Below are 21,023 nucleotides of genomic sequence, written 5' to 3' on the forward strand. Positions count from 1 at the left end.
TAGACGGTGGGAAGGTGTTTTCATGGATGAAATGACGAAACAATCATACATACAGAAATCCCTTGAAGAATGGAAGGAAGATATATCTGAAGTATTGAGCCAGATTAATCAAGAATACGAGGAAGTCAAACAAGAGTTAAGAGTTTACGCGTATAAATACAGCATTACAAAGCAAGTGATTCAGTCGACAGTGAACGAAGAAATCATTAAAACGATTCGCCAGCGTTACCATATACCATTTGAAGAGAAATATGAAAAACTGAAAGAAGCTATTCGTGATTTAGAAGAGAAAAGACGTGTTTTCCAAATGTTTGTAGATAAAATTGACGAAGTCACCCGGAAGGAAACGGCAAAGCCTGTGTGACATATAATATATATGAAACTTTTGAACGCCTCATCAATTTTTATCTCGGCGGACTTTCCAATCCAGAATCGTAGCCACAATGGGAATTCCTATATTCATAAAGTTGATGTACAAACCCGATGCGGTACATTTACAAGAAAGAGTCAACAATTACTGAACTTACCCCTGTCAAGTAGACAGTAAATAATAAGGAATCTTATTAAGCGGCTGTAGCCAGATATTCTCTAGGGCTACAGCTGCTTAATTTCGTTTGTATCCGTTCATTGTTGTAGAATTCTATGTACTGTAAAACGGCTTGCTTCATTTCTTCAGCCGTTTCAAATGAGTGCATATAGATACATTCTGTCTTTAAATGGCTAGAAAAGTTTTCCATACAAGCATTATCTAAACAATTCCCTTTTCTAGACATACCGGCCCTTATATTGTATTGTTTAAGTAGTGCGTGATATTGTCTTGATGTGTACGGAAATCATTAGTGAATATGGATGAGGATTCCAGACACATCTTTTTTCGTTTTATCGCTAACTTCACGGTATCGATGACGAGCCTGACATTATTTCGATGACTGATTTGATAAGCAATAATCTTGTTGTTATATAAATCTTTCACGGCGGATAAATATAATCGGATGCCATTGCTTTGAAGATACGTAATATCCGTCACCCACTTCTCATTTGGTCTTTTGGCTTGAAATTCTTGATTCAAATGGTTATCCGTACTACATATGCCTCTTTCTTTCCAAAATACTTTCGCTTTCTCCAAATTTTTGCTTGAATCCCTAGTTCTTTCATTAACCGATATACTCTTTTGTGGTTGATAGTTAGGTTGTATTTTTTCCTGAGCCAAGCTGTGATTCGAGGATAACCGTAAATTCTATGGACAGCTTGGTAACACTCCCGAATCTTTGCTTTGATCTGCTCATTCTCTATTTGTTTTTTCGTCTTCATGAATTTTCTCTTTCTTCACTTGTAGAATCCACTTCTTGAAACACCGGATACCTCACAGAGTAGGCGAATGGAATAGTTCTTAGATAGCTCTTCTATTACCTGATATTTGTCTCTTACTTTCTCTCCCTCTTTCTTAGCGCTATAGCTTTTTTAACTATTCATTCTCCGCACGTAAACGTTCCAGTTCTTGTTCAGGTTCAAAGGATTGCTTCTTGGTCTACCTTTACGTAACCCTTTTGTCTTGTCCCTTTTCTCTTCTAATCCTTGAATTCCTTCGTTTTTATAGTGAGTAACCCATCTATGTAACATGGAAGAAGAAATGTGAAATGGATCCATGATCTCGCGCTTCGTCCATCCCTCATCCAAATATTTCTTCACTACGTCTAATTTATATTCTTTACTGTAAGTTTTTCTGATTTTGCCCATAAAAATATCCCTCCATAGTAGTGATATTATCCCTCTTGTGTAGGCAGTGTAGAAAAAGGACACACTGCTATACAGGAGGGATTTTTTTGGATAAATCAAATGCAAAATACAAAAGCTATAGTTTTGAATTTAAATTACGTACAGTCATGATGTATTTGAATGAACAATTAGGCTATCGAAAAGTGGCCAAGAGAATGGGAATAAAAGATCCTAAAAGGGTACGTATTTGGGTAAAGAACTATCAACAGTATGGAGAAGAAGGATTAAAAGAACGTAGAGGAAAAACCATTTCCTCTAAACGGGGCCGGCCTAGAAAGAAACCACTAACAGTAGAAGAAGAAAATCGAAAACTCAAAGCATAAAATGAATTCTTAAAAAAGTTTATTGCTTTGAAAAGGAGGTGAAAACCAGAGACAAAACCGTCTTCTATTCCATCATTCATGATCTTAGTTGTTCCTATCCTATTTCTTTGTTATGTAAGATAGCATGTGTTTCAAGAAGCGGTTATTATAAGTGGCTGAAACGAAGAAATGTAACCACAGTGAGAGATTGAAGAAATCAGGACATCATGAATTTGATCGTGGAAGCCTATGAAGTATCCAATGGAACCTATGGTTATCCAAGAGTAAAGGCATACATTTTGCGGGAGTACGGGTGGAGAATCAATCACAAATGTATTTATCGTTTAATGAAGCAGATGAATCTTCAGGAGAAAATTCGTTAAAAAAAAGCAAGTGTATAGAAAAGGTTCGGAAAGAATTACGGTACCGAACGTATTAAATAGACACAATTTACAGCAAGTAAACCAAATGAGAAATGGGTGACAGATATTACCTATCTCCTTTTAAACAACCAGCGTCTATACTTATCCGTTATATACGATCTCTTTAACAGAGAAATTATTTCGTATCGAATCAGTAAAAGAAATGATGTTCAGCTAGTTCTTGATACCTTAGACGAAGCAATAAAAAAACGAGATGTGAATGGAACCATTTTACACAGTGACCAAGGGTTCCAGTACACATCTCATGAGTACCACGCAGCTCTTCAACAACGACGACGATTCCCCTTATGGTGAAATCCGTTCATCCATTACCTTCACGGGCGACAAGCACATGCACAATCGCGTCGACGACCGTTTCCCCATGTTGATTGACAACGCGTTGATGCACCGTGACCAGCCCCGCCGCTTCGCCCCGTTCCGTCAGTTGCTTCACTTCCGATTCGACGTAAATCGTATCGCCGATTTTCACCGGGCGGACGAAACGAAGCGAATCAATGCCGTAAAAAGCGAGAACCATGCCCGGCTCCATCACCCACAGCCCAGTCGCCGCCGACATCGTCAGCATCCCGTGGGCGATGCGTTCGCCAAACTGCGTCCGCTGCGCGTATTCCCGGTCCATATGCAACGGATAAAAATCACCCGAAACGCCGGCAAACTGCACAATGTCCGTCTCGGTGATCGTCCGCCCACGCGAACGATGGCGCTCACCTACGGCATACGCTTCAAAAGGGCGGTCAAAACGCAACTTGGATCACCTCCTAACTTGGCGTCAAAAAAGTCAATCCACTCCCACCCCCTTTCAAGTACACAGTGGAATTAATTTTAAAAAAATTCTGTATATTTTAGATAAACCTTTTCTTTGAAAACGCTCTCTTTTCCAGCATCTGTCGTTAGCATATGAATGACGAGCCACCGATAGAACGGTGTATTCGCCGTTTCGTGTTTCGAATCAATGCCCCCACGCCTAATCAAAAAAGGATGCATACACAACGGCATCCTTTTTGGCTTTTCCATTATTCTTTCACCGAACCGCTCGTCAGCCCGGACGCAATGCGGCGCTAGAACAGGAGCACCATGATGACAAGCGGAATCGTAACGACAACCGTCGCCGCTGAAATTTCCCCCTAAGGAATCGTATACTGTCCTCGGAGCACGGCAATGCCGACCGGGGTTGAGAAAATTCACGTCGTTTTTGCTTTTCTTCACTGCTAATATATAGCTGTTCTTTCCGTATCTTTTCAAGCTCTGTTTCCAATAGAGCAAGCTTTTCTTCGTATGACTTCACTACATGATCCAACTCATCTGCTGATATAGATGATAGCCCTGAAGGATTTGACAAAGTTAAATTTGTTATTTCTGCTTCATTTACACTTCAGATGATTTTAGTGAGCTTGCCCCTGAAAAGTCCATTGAAATTGCAATTGAAAGATAATTTTTCCATTAATAAAAAATTGATTAAAAGCGGTGTGTTTATGTAATTTGTTTAGAAATATGATGGACTCTTCACCACAAAATGTACTTGACAATCCGGTTGTTTTCTGATCAAGGTTACAAAAAACGTGGAATTTTCTGCATGGTAAAGATAACCAAACCATCAACCAACGAATTGAATATGATATTTTGTAAACAAATCTTTCAGCATCGTTTTCTCTTAAAATCCCCTTTCTTTAATATATTCGTGCAGTTCTTAAATTAATGCTGTTCATTTATGACCGCTGCATGTTGTTTAACGATTTCCAATCATGCTCCGGCCGATCGAGTTCTCGTTTCAGACCGTTCGTTTGTTTCATATGGCGGTCAATTTTAACAGGAAAATAAAAAACGCCCAGCTTAAGAGGCCAGACGTCAAATTATTTTTTAATCCTAATACACCATCTACAGCAGCATCATTACATTGATACCATCAGCAAACTGAAGTTCAACACCATTTCCAATCCGATCTAGACTGCGACAAACTACTTTCTTGATCACAAATTCAATTCTTGAAGCGCCGCTGGAAAATTATTTCAATGTTCTTTTAAGCTAGATACAGAAACATTTTGTTTATTCTCTGGTTGATCAAGGGGATGGATTGTCGCTGTTCCATTTTCCTCATCGACCTGTTCAATATAGATAGGCACCCCATTATAGGTTACATGAGCCATAACTGGTGAAGCGGCAATTTCTTTTGCTCGTTGTACATTCATGATCATGACCTCCTTTGGATTGGTAACAATTATTAATATTTGCTCTAAATTACTTAGATATACATGTGTTGTCGAAACACTTTCAAATTCCATTTCAAGCAAACAGAGAACTGTGCAAAATAGGAACTGATGAACAAAAAAACCACATTGGCCATAATCGAATTCGCAAACATTTCATCTAAATTCGCAGTGTCAATGTCCACATCAAATTTTTGGTGTGTGAGGAGGAATTAAAAAAGCAAGAGGGCTGATTTTTTCACTCAGCCCTCCTGCTTTGAGGAAATGGGAAAAAGCAAACACACGGTCGTTCCTTTTCCTTCTTCACTATGAATTTCCATTTTGCCACCATGCGCTTCCACGATTTTAAAACTCACCATTAATCCTAATCCTGTCCCTTTTTCTTTTGTACTGTAGAACGGTTCACCGAGTGTAGCCATTCGCTCTTTCGGAATGCCGCAGCCTTCGTCTGTGATGCAAATGAGAACAGAATCTAGCCGCAGTTTCGCTTCGATCCGTAACATTCCACCATTTGGCATCGCTTCGATTGCGTTTTTGATGATGTTGATAAACACTTGTTTCAATTGATTTTCATCACAATAAAGCGGAGGAAGTTGTTCATCAATGGAATATTGAACGGTCACATGATGCAATAGCGCTTGCCCTTCAAGAAGCTTCATCACATGTTGCAGCATGTCCGATACATGATGGTATGCCTTTTTTACTGGATTCGGCTTTCCAAGCAATAAAAACTCGTCGACAATTTCGTTCAATCGCTCTAATTCCGCTTCAATAATATCGAAATACATCTGATTGCGTTCTCCCTCTTTTAAAAGCTGGATAAACCCTTTCAGCGATGTTAATGGGTTGCGGATTTCGTGGGCAACCCCCGCCGCCAATTCACCGACAACCGCTAGTTTTTCCGATTTTCGCAACAGTTCTTCCGACTGTTGAATAGAATCAATCATGTAATTGAAGCGTTTTGCGAGCAAGCCAATTTCCGTTTGATCGGTTTCGTCTGCGCGAACATATTTGTTTCCTTTTGCGACCGCTTCTGCCACATCACACAACCGGCGAATCGGATGGACAATTTGCCGGGCATAGAGCGCCGTTAAAAGCGATAAAATGAAAAATGCTGCAATAGAAGCAAGCCAAAGCGCCTTTTCAAACAACGCATAAGGTTTATAAATCTCCGATACAGGCACTTGCGCAACAACACCCCATTGTAAAATCGGAATGTACGCATAGGAAGCAAGCATCGCCACTCCTTTTGTATTGACGACTTCTTCATAGCCTGATTGTCTTCGGAGCAATTTTTGTACAACGGCATTTTCTGTGACATGATCGCCAATTCGTTTTTTCGATGGATGAGAAATAATGTTTCCATTGCGATCGACGATGAACGTATAGCCGTGTTCCCCAATTTGAAAACTTTGAACAATGGAGCGAAACAGCTTATTTTGTTCAATTCGCATCGATAAGTTGACAACTCTCTCCACTTCATTCCGTTCATTTAAAACAGGAACAGCAATGACAAGCAAATAACGGCCCGTATCCGCGGAGACAACATCGCTAAAGTAAGCTCTTTTCGTTCGCAACGCTTGTTGGAAATATTCACGCTTACTTAAGTTATAGTTTAATAGCCGGCTCAGGTCATTCGGATAAAAACCTTTCACATATCCGTGCGAATCTAATACTGTAGCGCCATCAATATAAGGAGAAATTTCAATAATACGTTCAAGCCCTTCTGACCACTGCTTGGCGTCGTTCGCCCGAAAATGTGGGTCGTTTTGCACGTATTGCTCAAACTTATTTAAATCCTCGCCTATTTGAACAATTTGTTCTTTCATCCGCAAAACGGTTTTACCCGTCATGTGCCGATATTGCTCTTTGGTGATTTCAGGCAAATACATCCGAGCAATCATAAACATTAAAGCTAGCAAAGCAAAAATAACGGCTAAATTAATGATATAAATTTTCCAAAAAATACGTGACCGTATCCAATTCATTTCCCGCGACTCCCTACATCATTCGTTGTAGATTTTTATTATACTACTTATATCATGAAAATTGTCACATGTTTCATCGTGTACAAAAAAACCCGTTCATGTCAAGAAATGAAGTGAAATCTATAATATTTTAATTTTCAAAAAATAGAAATTTACTTAAATCCTATGTTATAATGATCCAGTACTCGTAAGAAAAACATTTGTCCTTTTGAGGTGAACATCATGAGGCATGCTGAATTAAGAAAAAGCATCGGCTTTATCGCCGCAACATCTTTAGTCATCGGCACGGTCATCGGTTCTGGCATTTTCGTGAAACCAGGCGTTGTCATCACCGCCGCCGGAGACTCGACAATGGCTCTATGGGCATGGATCATCGGCGGCATTATTACATTAGCGAGCGGGTTGACGATCGCAGAAGTGAGCGTAAAAATTCCGAAAACCGGAGGGCTGTATGTTTATGTAGAAAAGGTGTACGGAAAGTTTTGGGGCTTTTTATGCGGATGGGTGCAAACGATTATCTACGGCCCAGCGGTGATCGGAGCGCTCGGATTATACTTCGGTTCGCTATTTGCAGGGGTGTTTGGTTTTTCAAAGCAGACGGAAACATGGATCGGAATTTTAGCCGTTCTTTTTCTTGCGCTCATTAACATGCTAGGAACACAATACGGCGGTGCAGTTCAAAGCTTGTTAACATTAGCAAAACTGCTTCCAATCTTCCTTATTATTGTGTTTGGAATGTTTCAAGGAGATGTGCCTGTATTCGGAATGAAAAGCGAAAGCAGCCAAGCGATCAGCATGGGGGCTGCTGTGTTAGCGACGCTTTGGGCGTACGACGGCTGGATGAATGTCGGGTTTGTGGCAGGCGAAATGAAAAATCCAGCAAAAACGTTGCCAAAAGCCATTATTACTGGAATTGTCATTGTCATGCTTTGCTACTTAGCCGTCAATATCGCGCTCCTTCACGTTCTTCCTGCGAGTAAAATTGTCGAGCTTGGCCCGAACGCCGCAAAAGAAGCCGCGGCGCTACTATTTGGCGGTGTAGGCGGAAAAATGGTTGCGATCGGTATTTTAATTTCTATTTTCGGCTGTTTGAATGGAAAAATTTTAACATTCCCACGCATGCCGTTTGCGATGGCAGAAGACGGGCTGTTCCCTGGCGCCCGTTTCTTCTCGCGCGTTCATCCGACTTTTCACACTCCTGTTCAAGCAACCGTTTTACAAGCAGCGATCGCTGTGGCGATGATGCTAATGACCAGCCCAGATCGCTTGACCGATATCGCCATTTTTAGCGTTTTCTCATTTTACGGCTTAGCGTTTTACGCCGTGTTTTTGTTGCGGAAAAATCAAAAGCCCGATCATTCGTTATATAAAGTGCCTTTATATCCTGTAACGCCAATTGTCGCGATCGCAGGAGCGCTTTACATTATTGGAAGCACCGTCATCCATCAACCGCTCGATGCTTTTCTTTCCGTGTTAATCACGTTATCCGGAATTCCTGTTTATTGGAGTCTTACAACCAAACAAAAAGATAAAACGGCGAAACAAGCAAGTTAAACGAACACCAACACCATCAAAATGCGTTTGTTCACCAAAATAGTATTGACAACGATCGAAAAAAATCTAAAACCGCTAAACGGACGCCGTTTAGCGGTTTTCTTTTTCAAACAATGTAAAATACTACCCGTATCCTTCTTTTTCAAGATCTTCTCAACGCTGCTGAATGGATACAATAGCGAAGCCCTGTCGATGCTGGTCCGTCATTAAAAACATGTCCTAAGTGCGAATCGGCTTTTCAGCGACGAGCTTCTACGCGAACGATATCGTGGCTTAAATCTAATTCGGTCTTAATATTTTCTTCATGAAAATGCTTTGTAAAACTTGGCCAACTGTAGCAGAATCATACTTGGCGAACAGTGCCTAGCGCTGTTTTCCATAATGGATTTGTTTTCTCGAAGAATTGTCGGGTAGGCCATCAGTGAACGGATGAATCATCAATTCGCGATACAAGCATTAGAGAGAGCTGTTTGGAAGCGTCAACCTCCATCTAGGTTGATTTATCACTCTGATCAAGGATCACAACTATCAAAACAAGCATAAGCCGCAAAGGGACTTAAATACTTTCTATTTCAATGTCTGACTTTACTTTTAAGGCCTTATTTAAGGCTTTTTTTAAAATAGTTATTAAATCTTCTCCATCACTTGTAACAAAATAGTTAGATAAGTCTGTAATTTCATCACTTATATTATCTCCCCATGGTGGTGTTTTGGAAAGGTCTTCAATATCCCAAATGACTTGTGATGGACTGTAATTTTTCAAACTTTCTTGAATTTCATCTATTTCTTTAATAGCATCTTTAATATATTTATACTCAAGTTTGCCATTATATAGTTTGTTTAATAAAAGAGGATACTTTGTTCCCCAACCATTTGGCTCTAAATGATAGCTTACTGTTGAAAAAAACGAATGTAAAAAGTCACCATGCCCAATTGGATACCAATAATATTTTACTTTAAAACCTACAGCCATTCTGTCACCTCACTCATTAGTTTTAAATCTAATATTTACTTTACCATTTGTTTTTTTCATTATTTTATCATACAAATCATCTAGTATTTCTTCCGATACATTTTGTCCCCGTATATCGATAATAACAGTTTGTTTAGTACCTCTCGGTAAATCACCTAATCGCTTTTCAAATTGAGTAGAAATATTGTTTACTAATCTGCTTCTACCTTCTGGGGTAATAATTTTATAATTTTTTACTTCTATACTAAATCCTTCTTTATAATAATCTGGTCTTGAGCTTCCTTTGGTTCCATAAGGTACTTCTTTTCCGTTTTTAAAAGATTTTTGAGCACTATATTCTGGATATTCTTTTCCTATGTCAATTTCTGATTGTCTCCAAGACGGTCTAGCATTACCCGTCCCCTTACCAACCACCTCATCCCCAGTTTTTCCAATTATGTTCATCATCGTTTCTTTTGCTTCCCTCTCGGTTCCGCTCATCCATACACCGCGGGCCGGACCGATTCCTGCAAAGGCTGGCGGCGGTCCCTGCAGGACAGAGCCAACATTTTCGAGAAGGTTCTCCCATTGCCTCTTGAACGAACGGATCGTTTGGGTAATCGGCGCTTTTACCACTTGGAGATACGCCGCTTGAAGGGCAGGCATAACTTTATCATAGCGGAGAACATGTTTCGTTTGCGATACCAATTTCGAAACATCCGCTGCTGTTTCCGCCGCTTTCGCTCCTTTGATCCCCGCTTTGCCGGCAGCGCCTGCTCCTTTGGCTGGAGGAATGACGGACAACAATAGCATTCCTCCCGCCAGCCAGCGGTCTCCTGCTGAAATCCGTTCTCCAGTCACTGGATCGTATTCTCCAAACAATCGCTGCAAGTCATACCAACCAAGAAGCTCCAAACCAAATTCTATCATGTTGTCGGCAAGCGTTTGGTCTGCCTGTCTTATTGCCGCGGCTGTTCGATAAAGCAATTCCTCCGCTTCATTCAACTTTTCTTCATAGCGGTGAAGCCAATGAACCAGCTCGTCTTTGAGCTCATGGATGGCATCAGAGCCGATAGTGGTAATCTCCATCACTAAAGAAGGAAATTCCCAGGAAAGCGAGATCTGCGCGCGCTGGCAGGCGTCCTCTGCATCGGGGACATGCTTTGCTACCGCTTCCAGCTCCTCTGGTTTGATTTGAATGGTTGTCATGATAACTCCTCTATCTTTCGCTGTATTCGGGCGATTCCCCTGCTTATTTCATGAAGAAGATCGTCTGCGGCCGCATCAATATGTGATTCGATTGACCGCAAGTCCCCGTATATCGCCTCAGACGCTTCCCTCGGCTCTCCTTGGCAATGTGAAACATATTCATCATTCACGTGGTAAAAGGAATGTAAGCCATGATCAAATTCCTCGCTCGTTTCTTCGACCTGCCCCTGATAAGACTGGAGACAATGGCTCATCGTCTCGTAGGCCCTGCGTTTCACTTCTTTTTCGATCGATTCCAAAAAAGACAACACCTTGATTTCCTCTCCCCCATTCACACACTATATAAATGGTAACACAAGGAAAATAAGGATAAATCATGATATATTCCTGTTTTCCCAGATGACAATCAGGACTTTTTCCCTATCTATTATTTCTGTTATGTGAAACACGTCAAAGTTCCTTCGGAAATTACCTTAGTTTAATAGAACTCGATCAATCATGTTGTACAAGCCGGTGATAGGTTTCCACAAGAACTGCCAAACTTAAATCCGAAATAAACAAACCGTCCAAGTGATTGACACGATCATACCTTCCCATTCTTCCATCTCGTCCTTTATTTCCTTGCTGAAGAACGGTATCGAAGAATAAATGAAAGTCCTCAATTCCTTGATATGGGATTGAGGACTCTTGAATTCATGATTCCCACGCGACTCGAATGCGCGCTCCCTACTCTGTCAAGGTAGGGGTACTCTTCTTCCATCATGAAAACAACTTAATCAAATACCCCAACAAAATCCCCACAATTCCAAAATCTGAATCTCCGAACGTCGTTCCTTCAAACCCGAGCGAGCCAAGGACTGGGAGCAAGAGCGCCGGTAAGAACGAGATGAGAACTCCATTGGCAAATGCTCCGAAAATGGCGCCGCGTCTACCGCCTGTGGCGTTGCCGAATACGCCGGCAGCGGCTCCGGTGAAAAAGTGCGGAATTAGCCCAGGAACAATCACTTTTAAGCCGACGAGCGGCAAGATAAACATCGAAATAATCCCCGCAGCAAAACTGGATAAAAAGCCGACGATGACAGCATTGGGGGCGTAAGGAAATACGGCCGGACAATCAAGCGCCGGCTTGGCGTCTTGCACCATTTTATCCGCAATCCCCTTGAATGCTGGAACAATTTCAGCAATAAGCATCCGTACTCCCGCTAATACAACGTATACCCCTGCGGCGAACGTAATTCCTTGCATAAGGGAGAAAACAAGGAAGTTCACGCCGCCGCTTAACTCTTTCTCTATAAACTGCTTTCCGGCAAATGGGGCAACAATAAAGAATAGCAGAACCATTGTCAATGACATCGCCACGGATGTATCGCGAAGGAATCCTAATGATTTCGGCACTTTAATATCCTCAGTGGATTGCGCTTTGTTTCCAAGCCGCTTTCCGATCCATGCGGAAGTAAAATAGCCGATCGAGCCAAAATGGCCTAAAGCGATTTGGTCCGTTCCCGTTATTTCTCGCATATACGGTTGCAAAATCGCCGGCATCAACACCATCAAACTTCCAAGAATAACAGAACCAATGATGACAAGCGGAATGCCAGTAACCCCACCAGTAGCAAATACAGCGGAAATTAAGCAAGCCATAAATAACGTATGATGCCCGGTTAAGAAAATATATTTAAAACGAGTAAATCGTGCGATAAGAATATTGACAACCATTCCGAATAGCATTATCATTGCTGTTTCTTTTCCAAACGTTTGTTGAGCAATGGCAACAATCGCTTCGTTGTTCGGAATCACCCCTTTAATATGGAACGCTTTTTCAAACATTTTCCCGAAAACGTTTAACGAGCCGATTAAAATGTTGGCGCCGCCGCCGAGAATAACAAATCCCATAATCGTCTTTAACGTGCCGGAAACGATATCAGGAAAACTTTTCTTTTGCAACAACAGACCAAGGAACGCAAACAATCCGACCAAAATCGCCGGCGAACCTAATATGTCCTTCATAATGAAATCAAACATCGCACATGTGCCCCCTATTTATTCATAAGCTTTAGGAATATCATTTTTTTCTATCTAAAAATCTCTTTCTTGTTTTCTCATTCTTTCGTATACTTCTAATAAAAGGGAAAGTTTTTTCTTTTATGCAGGCGGTCGCCTGCTTATTTCTATTACAAATGTTTCTGTAGCACGGATCTTAGTTCATCAAGGTCAAGAATATTTGTCAGTTTGGCCACATTGCGCGTGCCGTCATCCAGTACTTCCACTAAATCTTTTGCCCCTAAATATAAATCGGCTTTTTCTGTTTTGCTTGTGGCTAAATCAGTATGAGAAACTTCGGCTTCAATTCCCAGCTCTTTTAACACGTTTTTGACATTCATTTCGATGATAAAACTGCTTCCAAGTCCATTTCCGCAAACGACGAGAATTTTTTTCATTTTTTTGTACCTCCTTGGTTTGAACTCTTATTTTAATGAGAATATGCTTCGATTAATGTGAGTACTTCTTCTACCGAATTGGTCGAGAATAATACACGCATATTTTCTTTGTCTGATAACAATTTTGTCAGTTGTGACAGCGCTTTTAAATGTGTTTCATTATCAATGGCAGCTAAAACGATTAAAACATATACCCGGTGTTCTTCTTTTTCCGAGAATAGACAACCGTTTTTGATTTTAAGAAAGCTCATCCCTATTTTATTTACTCCCTGTTCCGGCCGGGCATGCGGCAAAGCCACTCCTGGTGCAATCACGATGTAAGGTCCCAATGTCATCACATTGTCAATCATCGCTTGAATATATTCGTTTGTAATATAACCGCCATCCAATAACGGTTTAGCAGCAAGCACAATCGCTTCTTTCCAATCACCTACCTCTTCAACAAATTGAATGTGATGTTTTGTAAGCAAATCTTTCAACATCGGTTTTTTAAAAATCTCCTTTCTTTGACTTTGACTAATATATTCGTGTAGTTCTTGAATTAACGCTTGTTCATTGATGATCGTTGCATGTTTTTTAACGATTTCCAATAATGCTTCGACTGATAGAGTTCTCGTTTCGGATAGTTCGTTTGTTTCTCTTAAAAGCAACATTTTATCCGCAGCGGTTAAAATAGGACGAACCATATAAACGGGAACATCTCGCGGTTGTAACGGAATGGTTGTAACAACAAAATCAACATGTTCCAAAGAATAAGCTCGATATTCTCTTACCGAGATAATGTCAATGACATCAACAGTTGGTAATAGTTCTTCAATTTGTTTTTGTAAAATTCTTGATGTACCAATGCCGCTTTCGCACACAATGAGCGCTTTTTTCCGTGTCGGGACAGATACCCCCTCTCTGTCAAGCCATCCACCGAAATGCATTGCGATATAAGCAATTTCATCATCGCTTACGGATTGACCGACGACGTTCTCCACATGATGAACAACTTTTTTCGTTAGAGTAAAGATGTCATGATAATTTGCTTTGACAGATTGGGTTAATTCATTTTGCAAATGAAGACCATATTTTAAGCGGTAATAAGCCGGTTTCATATGAATCAATAAATTTTTTTCCAACTCTTCACGATGTTTGAATTGTACACAAGCGTACGTTTGAAAATCATCGACCATGTTTTTGACCATTTGTTTTAAAATGGCGATTTCATTGCTTTGATCGATTTGCTTATCGTCTGTGACTCTTGAACCCAGAAGATAGGTTGCGAGATAACAAGTTTCATCTTTAGGAACATTGATTCGGAAAGCGTTTTCAATTTGAGTAATGATATAATGAGCCGTTTTGTATTCCCGAGTCGATCGCAACACTTCTTTTTCCTGCTCATCCATTTGAATGTATTTACCACGGATCCATCGTCTTATAAAAATAGAAAGATAAATGGTTAATGTTTGAATAACGTCATTCGTATAACGAATGGAAGAAAATGCTTCTGATTGGCGAATAATATCGTTGATAGATGATATGCGCCCGCCTAGCAACTCAGAACATAGACGTTCATAGCCAACCGTTGCCAAAAGCTGTGCGACATGATGTACGATTGCCTTCCGTTTTTGCATTTCTTCACCTTTAATGAAATATCCTTGTTTACGATGGAATGCTAATTGCAACTGAAACAACTGCCATTCCGTTTTGAGTTCCTTGATATCATTCAATAAAGTACTTCGGCTGACTTGCATTTTCTCTAACAAGTCGTGTAAAAAAATCGGACGGTTTCGAATAAAAATCAATAATCCAATCCAAGCTTTTCTTTCTTCCGAAGAATACTCGTAATGTCGAATCGTTTGTAACGTTTGCCATTTTTGCGCCATTTGCTTTTTGACTTGATCGTCCAAATAAAAACCGAGATCGCGCACATGTTTCAGTTGCGAAAAGCCTTGACTTCGTAGCCAATCATTTATTTTTTGAATATCGTAATAAACCGTTCGCCTTGATACTTGCAAGGACTGAGCCAGCTTGTCTGCGGTGACATGAGTAGAAGAACTAAGCAACATATTCAAGATTTGGACACAACGGGCATTGAGTATCATGCTGGAGTGCTCCTTTATTCCATTGTGCAAACAATCATACTCATTAGATGGAATCTAGACTCCTCTTACTGTTCATTATATTGAAATTTCGGCAAAAGATAAGCCCAAATGTTGTGAGTAGAACTGTGCAAAATATAGACCGATGTACAATAAAAAACCACATCCGCACACAGATGTGGTAACAAACGAATTCACAAACATTTCGAACGCTTCTTTGTTTTCATTTTTCTCTCCCGTAACAATTCAGCCTATACTAGCTAACAGATGAACGTCTTCGATGAGTTCGGTCTCTCTTGTTCTTTTGGTCTAGTAGCTAATGCTTTACAAAAAATTTTATGCATTATCCCTTTTATCTAAATTAAACAATAGTCGTATCTGTATTTACATCTGTTTTTAAAGTATTGTTGAATGGATCTGTAAAATTATCAGGGGCAACCTTTGCTTTTATTTTCATAGCCACCCAATAAACAAAACCAGATACGATAACAGATTGAACGGCCGGCAGTCCAATTGGATGTACATATTGTGTATAATAACCGAGTAATGTACCTGCGACTAAAGCGATGGTCGCCATCCAGTTCCAGCCTTTATTGTCTACCCACTGTTGCTTACGGATGAAGAAAAAGTCCGTCATCATAACACCTGCAATGGCCGGATAAATCAAAGCGGTCATATATAGAAAATCCATAAAATAGTCTAATATTCCTACCAATGCAATCACTAAAGAAATAATAGTTCCACAAAGAGTTAATAATGCTCTTCCTCTCCCAGAATTTACGTTTAACATATTAGCTAATGCAAGTCCCATACTATAGTTATTGACGATTTGACTCGTCCAAGTAGCAAACCAAAGAATTAAAAATCCCCAGACAGGAAAACCAAGCTTTAACATTACATTAACGATATCTGCATCCCCTATACCAACAGACATCACGGCACCGATAAAAAATAGTGGTAAGCCAACAGCAATGATGCCCAGAGGGATCAATATATTATCCTTGATCTTCGGCTTAGCATAACGGGTGTAATCAGATGAAATGACCCACTGCGAAACATTAACACCAATAATTAAACTAACGGCAGCGAAAAACGTCATGGAAGGTTTCGGATCCCAAGATGCAATAGTCTGCCATCCTGTATTTTTTAGTGCATAGAAAATTCCCCCGGCAATTAAAAGTAGTCCCGCTGGAACTGCAATATAATCTGTCCATTTCATCGAAGAATAACCTAAAATAGCCGGAAGCGCAAATAATAATCCCGTTATTGTGGTTACAACTGCCCATGGAATCCATTCATGTTTATAATCGATACCAATCATGGCGGAAATCGCATTTCCAGTAACAGCTGTCTGTACCGCCCACCATCCGACAGATACGACAAAAATGGTTAAACCGACAATAAAACGGGCTTGTTGAGCACCAAAACTCGTTCTCGCAATAACAGAAGAAGATCTCCCTGTCTTAGCTCCAATATAACCTTGAATCGCATTCCCTACCCATTGAAATCCAATCATTGCGACGATTAAAATCCAAAATATTTCAGTAATCCCAAAACTAGCTGTTAGCATGGCGCCTACCATTAGAACAGGGATGGAAAATTCCAGCCCTCCAAAAATCATCGCAGGAGTTAACCAATGTTGCCTTTCACTTAAAGGAATGGCTGAAAATGCTTCATCTTTTTCGATGGATTTGTTTAACCCTTTTTCTTCCATTCTCTCATCCCCTTTGTTTTTTGTCGCTTTCTAACCAAAAATTAAGATTTCTATTTTTTCTGTTTCGGCTCTTTCACTTGCAAATTGCAAATGTAAGATTACTTTATAAAAAGAGGCTAACTCCAACATCATGAGCAAGCCTCTTTCAAGAAGAAGACATATATAACAAGACTTTGTATCAAAAACTAATTGTCATTAAACCTTTTTAGCCAACTAATACCCACACGATCTCACAGACTTCATTGTGATCGTTATAAGCCGCATGTTCTTCCCCCTGCTGGAATAAAAGTGGCGTCCCTTGTATTGATCCGATACTGCTTTCCTCCACTTTCAGCAATAAAACTTCCTTTTATGACAATGGAGTATTCATTTTGTGGCTAGAACCCCCATTTAGCGGCACATGTTCTCCCGGAGGAATGACGACTTTTCCCATGGCTATTTTTTCCGCTTACGTTTTTTTGTTCAGAAACTTTCCAAAGGGATACGGATGCCTGTTCTTCTGTCGGTAAATCTTTCATTGTGATGACTTGCATTTTGATTTCATCCTCTCGCTTCTTAAAGGGGTATATCCTTCTATTTCAAAAGTATCAGGGTTCAAAATGACCCCAAATATTTCTTTCGCTTGGGTTACGGTGAAATATCCGTTTTTTACATCTTTAGCTACTTTTTCAGCTGGACGGTCGAGAGGATTTCCATAACCGCCGCCTGTTGCCGTCATTAACTTGACAACATCTCCTTTATTAAGCGGATATCTCGGATAAATTCCATAAGGACCGTCTACTTCTCCATTTGCCTTTTGAATAATAAATTCATTCGCAGATCCTGAATGTCCACCATTGATTCCCCAAGGTAAAAATTTGTTCCGCCCAAATGTGACAGATACCATTTGATTATCAGTTAAAGCACGGTAGGAGCGAATGACACCTGAACCGCCAATGTATTCCCCCGCACCAGCTCCATCTGTTCTTAAAGCATACTCTTCGACCATGACACCATAACGAGTTTCAGCGACTTCAACCGGCACGTTGTACGTTTCACCGTCACCAAGACAGAATTGTCCACGGGCGCCATCTTGCCCTTCTGCTGCTCCCCATCCGCCAACAGAAGGTTCCACAATTAAAAATGGTTCATTCGTATCTGGATGTTTTCCTGCTAGTACTACCGCGCAAACTGATAATAAATGCCCTGCAGGCAAACGATGCGGAACGACCGGAGCTAAGGCTTTCCAAATTAAATCCGCACCTGCTAACATACTTTCCCAATATATCGATACAGGGGCTGGCCGCTCCGCCGATAAAACTGATTGCGGATCCGTAATCACTTTCAGCGGGCGGAAAACTCCATCATTTACATCTTGAGATGGGTTCGTAACAGCTAAAAATATCGTTCGTACGGCAGACACTAGCGCTGTATATGAGCAGTTAATTGGGCCCGGTACTTGTGGATGACTTCCGCGAAAATCGCAAATGAATTCATCATCCGTAATCGTTACTTTCACTTTGATTTTAAATGGCCCGTTACCAAAACCGTCGTCATCAATATAATCTTCCGCTTCAAAAGTCCCCTTTGGAAGTTTTTTCAGCTCTTTTCGTGCCAATTGTTCACCGTGATCTAACAAATGTTCGATAGATGCTAACACAATATCCTTTCCATATTTGTCACACAATTCGCGTACACGTTTTTCGCCTGTTCGCAATGCTGCGACTTGCGCCCACATATCGCCTAGTGATAAATCAGGAAATCTGACATTCGATCGGATAATGTCGACAAGCGCCTGATTTACTTTTCCTTCTTCAAACAATTTTACGCAAGGGAATTGCATCCCTTCCTGGAATATTTCCACTGCATCATTGCTAAACGAACCAGGATCTTTTCCGCCTACTTCTGTCCAATGTGCTTTATTGGCAGAGAAAGCGATAAGTTCACCATCGTAAAAAATCGGCATGACAAGCCCAACATCTGATAGATGGGACCCTCCCCCTCCATAAGGATCATTGATAATAATAATATCCCCCGGTCTTAATTCTTCTTTGCCAAACTTTCGCAATGTTTCTTTTACCATGAACGACAACATTCCGATAAAACCGGTGACACCATTTCCTTGCGTGAGTAATTGGCCTTTTGCATCCGTTAGACCGCTTGCATAGTCTAATACCTCGTAAATAATGGGGCTCATGGAAGTTCTAGCTAATGCATAAAACATCTCTTCCCCAATGGCAATTAATGAATCCTTTACAATTTCAAGGGTAAACGGGTCTACTTTTGATTTTACATTTACCATCGATTACTCCACCCCCGTATCAATGATTAAGTTACCATATTGATCAACGGTTAATGATTGGCCTGGATATAAAACAGTTGAAGCGGATGGCTCTTCAACTATAGCTGGACCTGTAATTTCCATATCTGATTCCAATAAATGGCGGTAATAAACTTTCGTATCAAGCCAGCCTTTTTCTTCGTAAAATACAGGGCGAATTTCTTTTAAAGCATTTTCTATTCTTCTTCCAGTTTTTTGAATCTTTTTCAAAACTGGTTTTTTCACTTTTCCAAACGCTGTTAAATGAAGATTTACAATTTCAGTAGGTGTATCTTCGAGCTTAAATGTGTAGTGCTGTTCATGTAATTGATGGAATCGATGAGCGATCTCTTCTAGAGTGTCGCTTGTCCATTCTCCATTTGGAACAGGTACCTTAACGGTATGTTCTTGCCCTAAATATCTCATATCTGCAAATCTCGTAAATAACACACTTTCTTCTCCGATTCCCTCTTCGCTATATTGGGAAATGGCTCTTGATTCTAGCTTAGCCCATTCCTTGTTGATTTCTGTCAAATCAATATCCGTTAGTCTCTTAATATACGTTTGGATATAATCGTGACGAAGATCCGTCATTAACATTCCCCAAGCTGAGAAAACAGAGGATGCGACAGGAACAATGACTTTTTTCACGCCTAATTCTTTAGCAAGAGCAGGTGCATGCATAGAACCTCCGCCGCCAAATGCAATAAGTGTAAATTCTCTCGGGTTATAACCTTTTCGAATAGAAATGAGTTTTAGCGCATTAAGCATGTTAGAATTCGCAATTCTTATGATTCCTAATGCCGCTTCCTCTACAGAAATTCCGTAATAATCAGCCACTTTTTCTTTAATTGCTCTGCGTACGTTCTCTAAATCTACTTTATAATCAAAATTTTCTGGAGATAGGCGCCCAGTTACTAGATTCGCATCCGTTGTTGTCGGTTCTGTTCCTCCTAACCCATAGGCAACAGGTCCTGGCAAAGCTCCGGCTGATTGCGGTCCTACCTTCAAAGAACCGGCCTCATCAATCCAGGCAATAGAGCCACCGCCATTACCAATTTCGACAATATCTACAACCGGGACTTTAATCGGGTAACCAGCACTCCGCTCATTTTTTTCGATATAGTAATCGGTTGTCACTTTCACTTCGCCATTATTAATGAGTGAACATTTTGCCGTAGTTCCTCCAATATCAAAGGCAATGATATTCTTTTCCCCTATCATCTCTCCTAGAACGGCAGCACCGTAAATCCCGGCTACAGGTCCAGATTCCACCATATGAATCGGAGTTTGTTTAGCTTGACTAAATGTGGTTGTTCCGCCATTGGATTGCATAATAAAATTCTGACTATTGGTTTTATTTTCGATGAGTTTCGATTGTAAGCGGTCAATATAAGAAGCGGCAATAGGCTTTACATAGGAGTTCAAAACTGCGGTGTTCGTTCTTTCATATTCACGCCATTCTTTTGTCACTTCATGAGAGGCAGTCACAGCGACATCAGGCCAAAGTTCTTTAATGATTTCTACCGTTTCTTGTTCATGAATTGGATTTACGTATGAATGAAGGTAGGAAACTGCAATCGCCTCGACTTTTTCTTTTTTGAAATAAGAAACGATTTCTTTAATTTGTTCTTTATTTAGTGGAACAATAATTTCTCCTTTATAATTAAGTCTCTCTTCCACTTCTTGGCGGAGATAGCGTTCCACAAAAGGTTCCGGTTTTTTGTAACGAAGATTAAAGAGATCCGGACGATTCCCTCTGGCAATTTCTAAAACGTCTCTAAACCCTTTTGTCGTAATAAGCCCGGTTTTTACTCCTTTTCTTTCTGTTAAAGCGTTAATAATAACGGTAGTGCCATGAATAAATGTCCGAATGGCTTGCTGATTAATTCCGCTTTTTCGAATAACATCAATAACCCCTTGTTCAAAATTTGGAGGTGTCGTGTGGCTTTTGGCTACTCCAAAATTTCCATCATCATCAACATAGACTAAGTCCGTAAAAGTTCCGCCAATATCTGTTGCAACTCTCATTATTCTCCACCTTTCCTATAAGAGTT

20 protein-coding genes and 3 pseudogenes are annotated in these 21,023 nt (G+C 40.4%); 5 read left to right on the top strand and 18 right to left on the bottom strand.

Features of this window, described 5'->3' with window-relative positions; all coding sequences use genetic code 11:
• The first annotated feature begins 22 nt into the window (after window positions 1–22).
• Window positions 23–364 (top strand): hypothetical protein, encoded by a 342-nt coding sequence (locus HT574_RS15945; RefSeq protein ID WP_042411184.1) that lies wholly within the window; start codon window positions 23–25, stop codon window positions 362–364.
• Between the two features lie 199 nt (window positions 365–563).
• Here HT574_RS15945 and HT574_RS20560 read toward each other — a convergent pair whose 3' ends face one another.
• The 4 genes from HT574_RS20560 to HT574_RS15965 form a co-directional block, all read right to left on the bottom strand.
• A complete protein-coding gene (locus HT574_RS20560) occupies window positions 564–785 on the bottom strand; it encodes an IS3 family transposase (protein WP_155835592.1) in 222 nt (73 codons plus the stop codon).
• A complete protein-coding gene (locus tag HT574_RS20565) occupies window positions 782–1,126 on the bottom strand; it encodes a DDE-type integrase/transposase/recombinase (protein WP_369492349.1) in 345 nt (114 codons plus the stop codon). Before HT574_RS20565 ends, HT574_RS20560 begins: the two co-directional genes overlap by 4 nt.
• Window positions 1,066–1,311 (bottom strand): IS3 family transposase, encoded by a 246-nt coding sequence (locus tag HT574_RS20570; RefSeq protein ID WP_155835590.1) that lies wholly within the window; start codon window positions 1,309–1,311, stop codon window positions 1,066–1,068. Before HT574_RS20570 ends, HT574_RS20565 begins: the two co-directional genes overlap by 61 nt.
• Window positions 1,312–1,461: 150 nt before the next feature.
• Window positions 1,462–1,737 carry a helix-turn-helix domain-containing protein gene (locus HT574_RS15965; RefSeq protein WP_254698705.1) on the bottom strand — a complete coding sequence of 92 codons (276 nt, stop codon included), beginning with the start codon at window positions 1,735–1,737 and terminating at the stop codon, window positions 1,462–1,464.
• An 86-nt stretch (window positions 1,738–1,823) separates the two neighbouring features.
• Here HT574_RS15965 and HT574_RS15970 point away from each other — a divergent pair, with 86 nt between their 5' ends.
• The 3 genes and pseudogenes from HT574_RS15970 to HT574_RS20580 form a co-directional block, all read left to right on the top strand.
• Entirely contained in the window at window positions 1,824–2,099 is a 276-nt protein-coding gene (locus HT574_RS15970; RefSeq protein ID WP_217499578.1) for a helix-turn-helix domain-containing protein, read from the top strand.
• Between the two features lie 206 nt (window positions 2,100–2,305).
• Complete coding sequence (locus tag HT574_RS20575) at window positions 2,306–2,461, top strand: helix-turn-helix domain-containing protein (RefSeq protein ID WP_175245370.1); 156 nt, start codon at window positions 2,306–2,308, stop codon at window positions 2,459–2,461.
• Between the two features lie 87 nt (window positions 2,462–2,548).
• Window positions 2,549–2,815, top strand: a pseudogene (locus HT574_RS20580) (transposase); the annotation flags it as partial.
• 7 nt (window positions 2,816–2,822) lie between these two features.
• Here the strand turns inward: HT574_RS20580 and HT574_RS15985 are convergent.
• From HT574_RS15985 to HT574_RS15995, 4 genes and pseudogenes are all read right to left on the bottom strand, one after another.
• Window positions 2,823–3,266 (bottom strand): MaoC/PaaZ C-terminal domain-containing protein, encoded by a 444-nt coding sequence (locus HT574_RS15985; protein ID WP_042409818.1) that lies wholly within the window; start codon window positions 3,264–3,266, stop codon window positions 2,823–2,825.
• 313 nt (window positions 3,267–3,579) lie between these two features.
• Window positions 3,580–3,696: pseudogene (locus HT574_RS20050) on the bottom strand (carbohydrate ABC transporter permease); the annotation flags it as partial.
• An 831-nt stretch (window positions 3,697–4,527) separates the two neighbouring features.
• Entirely contained in the window at window positions 4,528–4,707 is a 180-nt protein-coding gene (locus HT574_RS15990) for a small acid-soluble spore protein H (protein ID WP_042409821.1), read from the bottom strand.
• A gap of 260 nt (window positions 4,708–4,967) precedes the next feature.
• Window positions 4,968–6,713: an ATP-binding protein gene (locus HT574_RS15995; RefSeq protein WP_175245372.1), complete on the bottom strand. Its 1,746-nt coding sequence runs from the start codon at window positions 6,711–6,713 to the stop codon at window positions 4,968–4,970.
• A 222-nt stretch (window positions 6,714–6,935) separates the two neighbouring features.
• Between HT574_RS15995 and HT574_RS16000 the strand changes: the two genes are divergently transcribed.
• On the top strand, window positions 6,936–8,267 hold the full coding sequence (locus tag HT574_RS16000) for an APC family permease (protein ID WP_175245373.1): 1,332 nt from the start codon (window positions 6,936–6,938) through the stop codon (window positions 8,265–8,267).
• Between the two features lie 123 nt (window positions 8,268–8,390).
• Here the strand turns inward: HT574_RS16000 and HT574_RS16005 are convergent.
• The 10 genes and pseudogenes from HT574_RS16005 to HT574_RS16050 form a co-directional block, all read right to left on the bottom strand.
• Window positions 8,391–8,598 (bottom strand): annotated as a pseudogene (locus tag HT574_RS16005) (peptide-methionine (R)-S-oxide reductase); the annotation flags it as partial.
• A gap of 225 nt (window positions 8,599–8,823) precedes the next feature.
• Window positions 8,824–9,240 carry an immunity 70 family protein gene (locus HT574_RS16010; protein ID WP_003251423.1) on the bottom strand — a complete coding sequence of 139 codons (417 nt, stop codon included), beginning with the start codon at window positions 9,238–9,240 and terminating at the stop codon, window positions 8,824–8,826.
• 9 nt (window positions 9,241–9,249) lie between these two features.
• Window positions 9,250–10,428 carry a pre-toxin TG domain-containing protein gene (locus HT574_RS16015; protein WP_175245374.1) on the bottom strand — a complete coding sequence of 393 codons (1,179 nt, stop codon included), beginning with the start codon at window positions 10,426–10,428 and terminating at the stop codon, window positions 9,250–9,252.
• Window positions 10,425–10,739, bottom strand: a complete 315-nt coding sequence (locus HT574_RS16020; protein WP_175245375.1) for a DUF5082 domain-containing protein — start codon at window positions 10,737–10,739, stop codon at window positions 10,425–10,427. The genes HT574_RS16015 and HT574_RS16020 overlap by 4 nt, the downstream gene beginning before the upstream one ends.
• A 448-nt stretch (window positions 10,740–11,187) precedes the next feature.
• Window positions 11,188–12,450, bottom strand: coding sequence for a PTS ascorbate transporter subunit IIC (locus HT574_RS16025; protein ID WP_175245376.1), 1,263 nt, complete (start codon window positions 12,448–12,450; stop codon window positions 11,188–11,190).
• A gap of 149 nt (window positions 12,451–12,599) precedes the next feature.
• Window positions 12,600–12,866: a PTS sugar transporter subunit IIB gene (locus HT574_RS16030; RefSeq protein ID WP_017435971.1), complete on the bottom strand. Its 267-nt coding sequence runs from the start codon at window positions 12,864–12,866 to the stop codon at window positions 12,600–12,602.
• Between the two features lie 32 nt (window positions 12,867–12,898).
• The gene (locus tag HT574_RS16035; RefSeq protein WP_175245377.1) at window positions 12,899–14,956 is read right to left on the bottom strand and encodes a BglG family transcription antiterminator; all 2,058 of its coding nucleotides are present in this window, start codon (window positions 14,954–14,956) and stop codon (window positions 12,899–12,901) included.
• Window positions 14,957–15,314: 358 nt separating this feature from the next.
• Window positions 15,315–16,667 (bottom strand): purine-cytosine permease family protein, encoded by a 1,353-nt coding sequence (locus tag HT574_RS16040; protein WP_175245378.1) that lies wholly within the window; start codon window positions 16,665–16,667, stop codon window positions 15,315–15,317.
• 514 nt (window positions 16,668–17,181) lie between these two features.
• A complete protein-coding gene (locus HT574_RS16045; RefSeq protein ID WP_175245379.1) occupies window positions 17,182–18,948 on the bottom strand; it encodes a hydantoinase B/oxoprolinase family protein in 1,767 nt (588 codons plus the stop codon).
• Between the two features lie 3 nt (window positions 18,949–18,951).
• Window positions 18,952–20,997 (bottom strand): hydantoinase/oxoprolinase family protein, encoded by a 2,046-nt coding sequence (locus tag HT574_RS16050; RefSeq protein ID WP_175245380.1) that lies wholly within the window; start codon window positions 20,995–20,997, stop codon window positions 18,952–18,954.
• Window positions 20,998–21,023: the final 26 nt, after the last annotated feature.

It is taken from the genome of Parageobacillus sp. VR-IP (assembly GCF_013357975.1).
GTDB classification, from domain to species: Bacteria; Bacillota; Bacilli; order Bacillales; family Anoxybacillaceae; genus Saccharococcus; species Saccharococcus caldoxylosilyticus.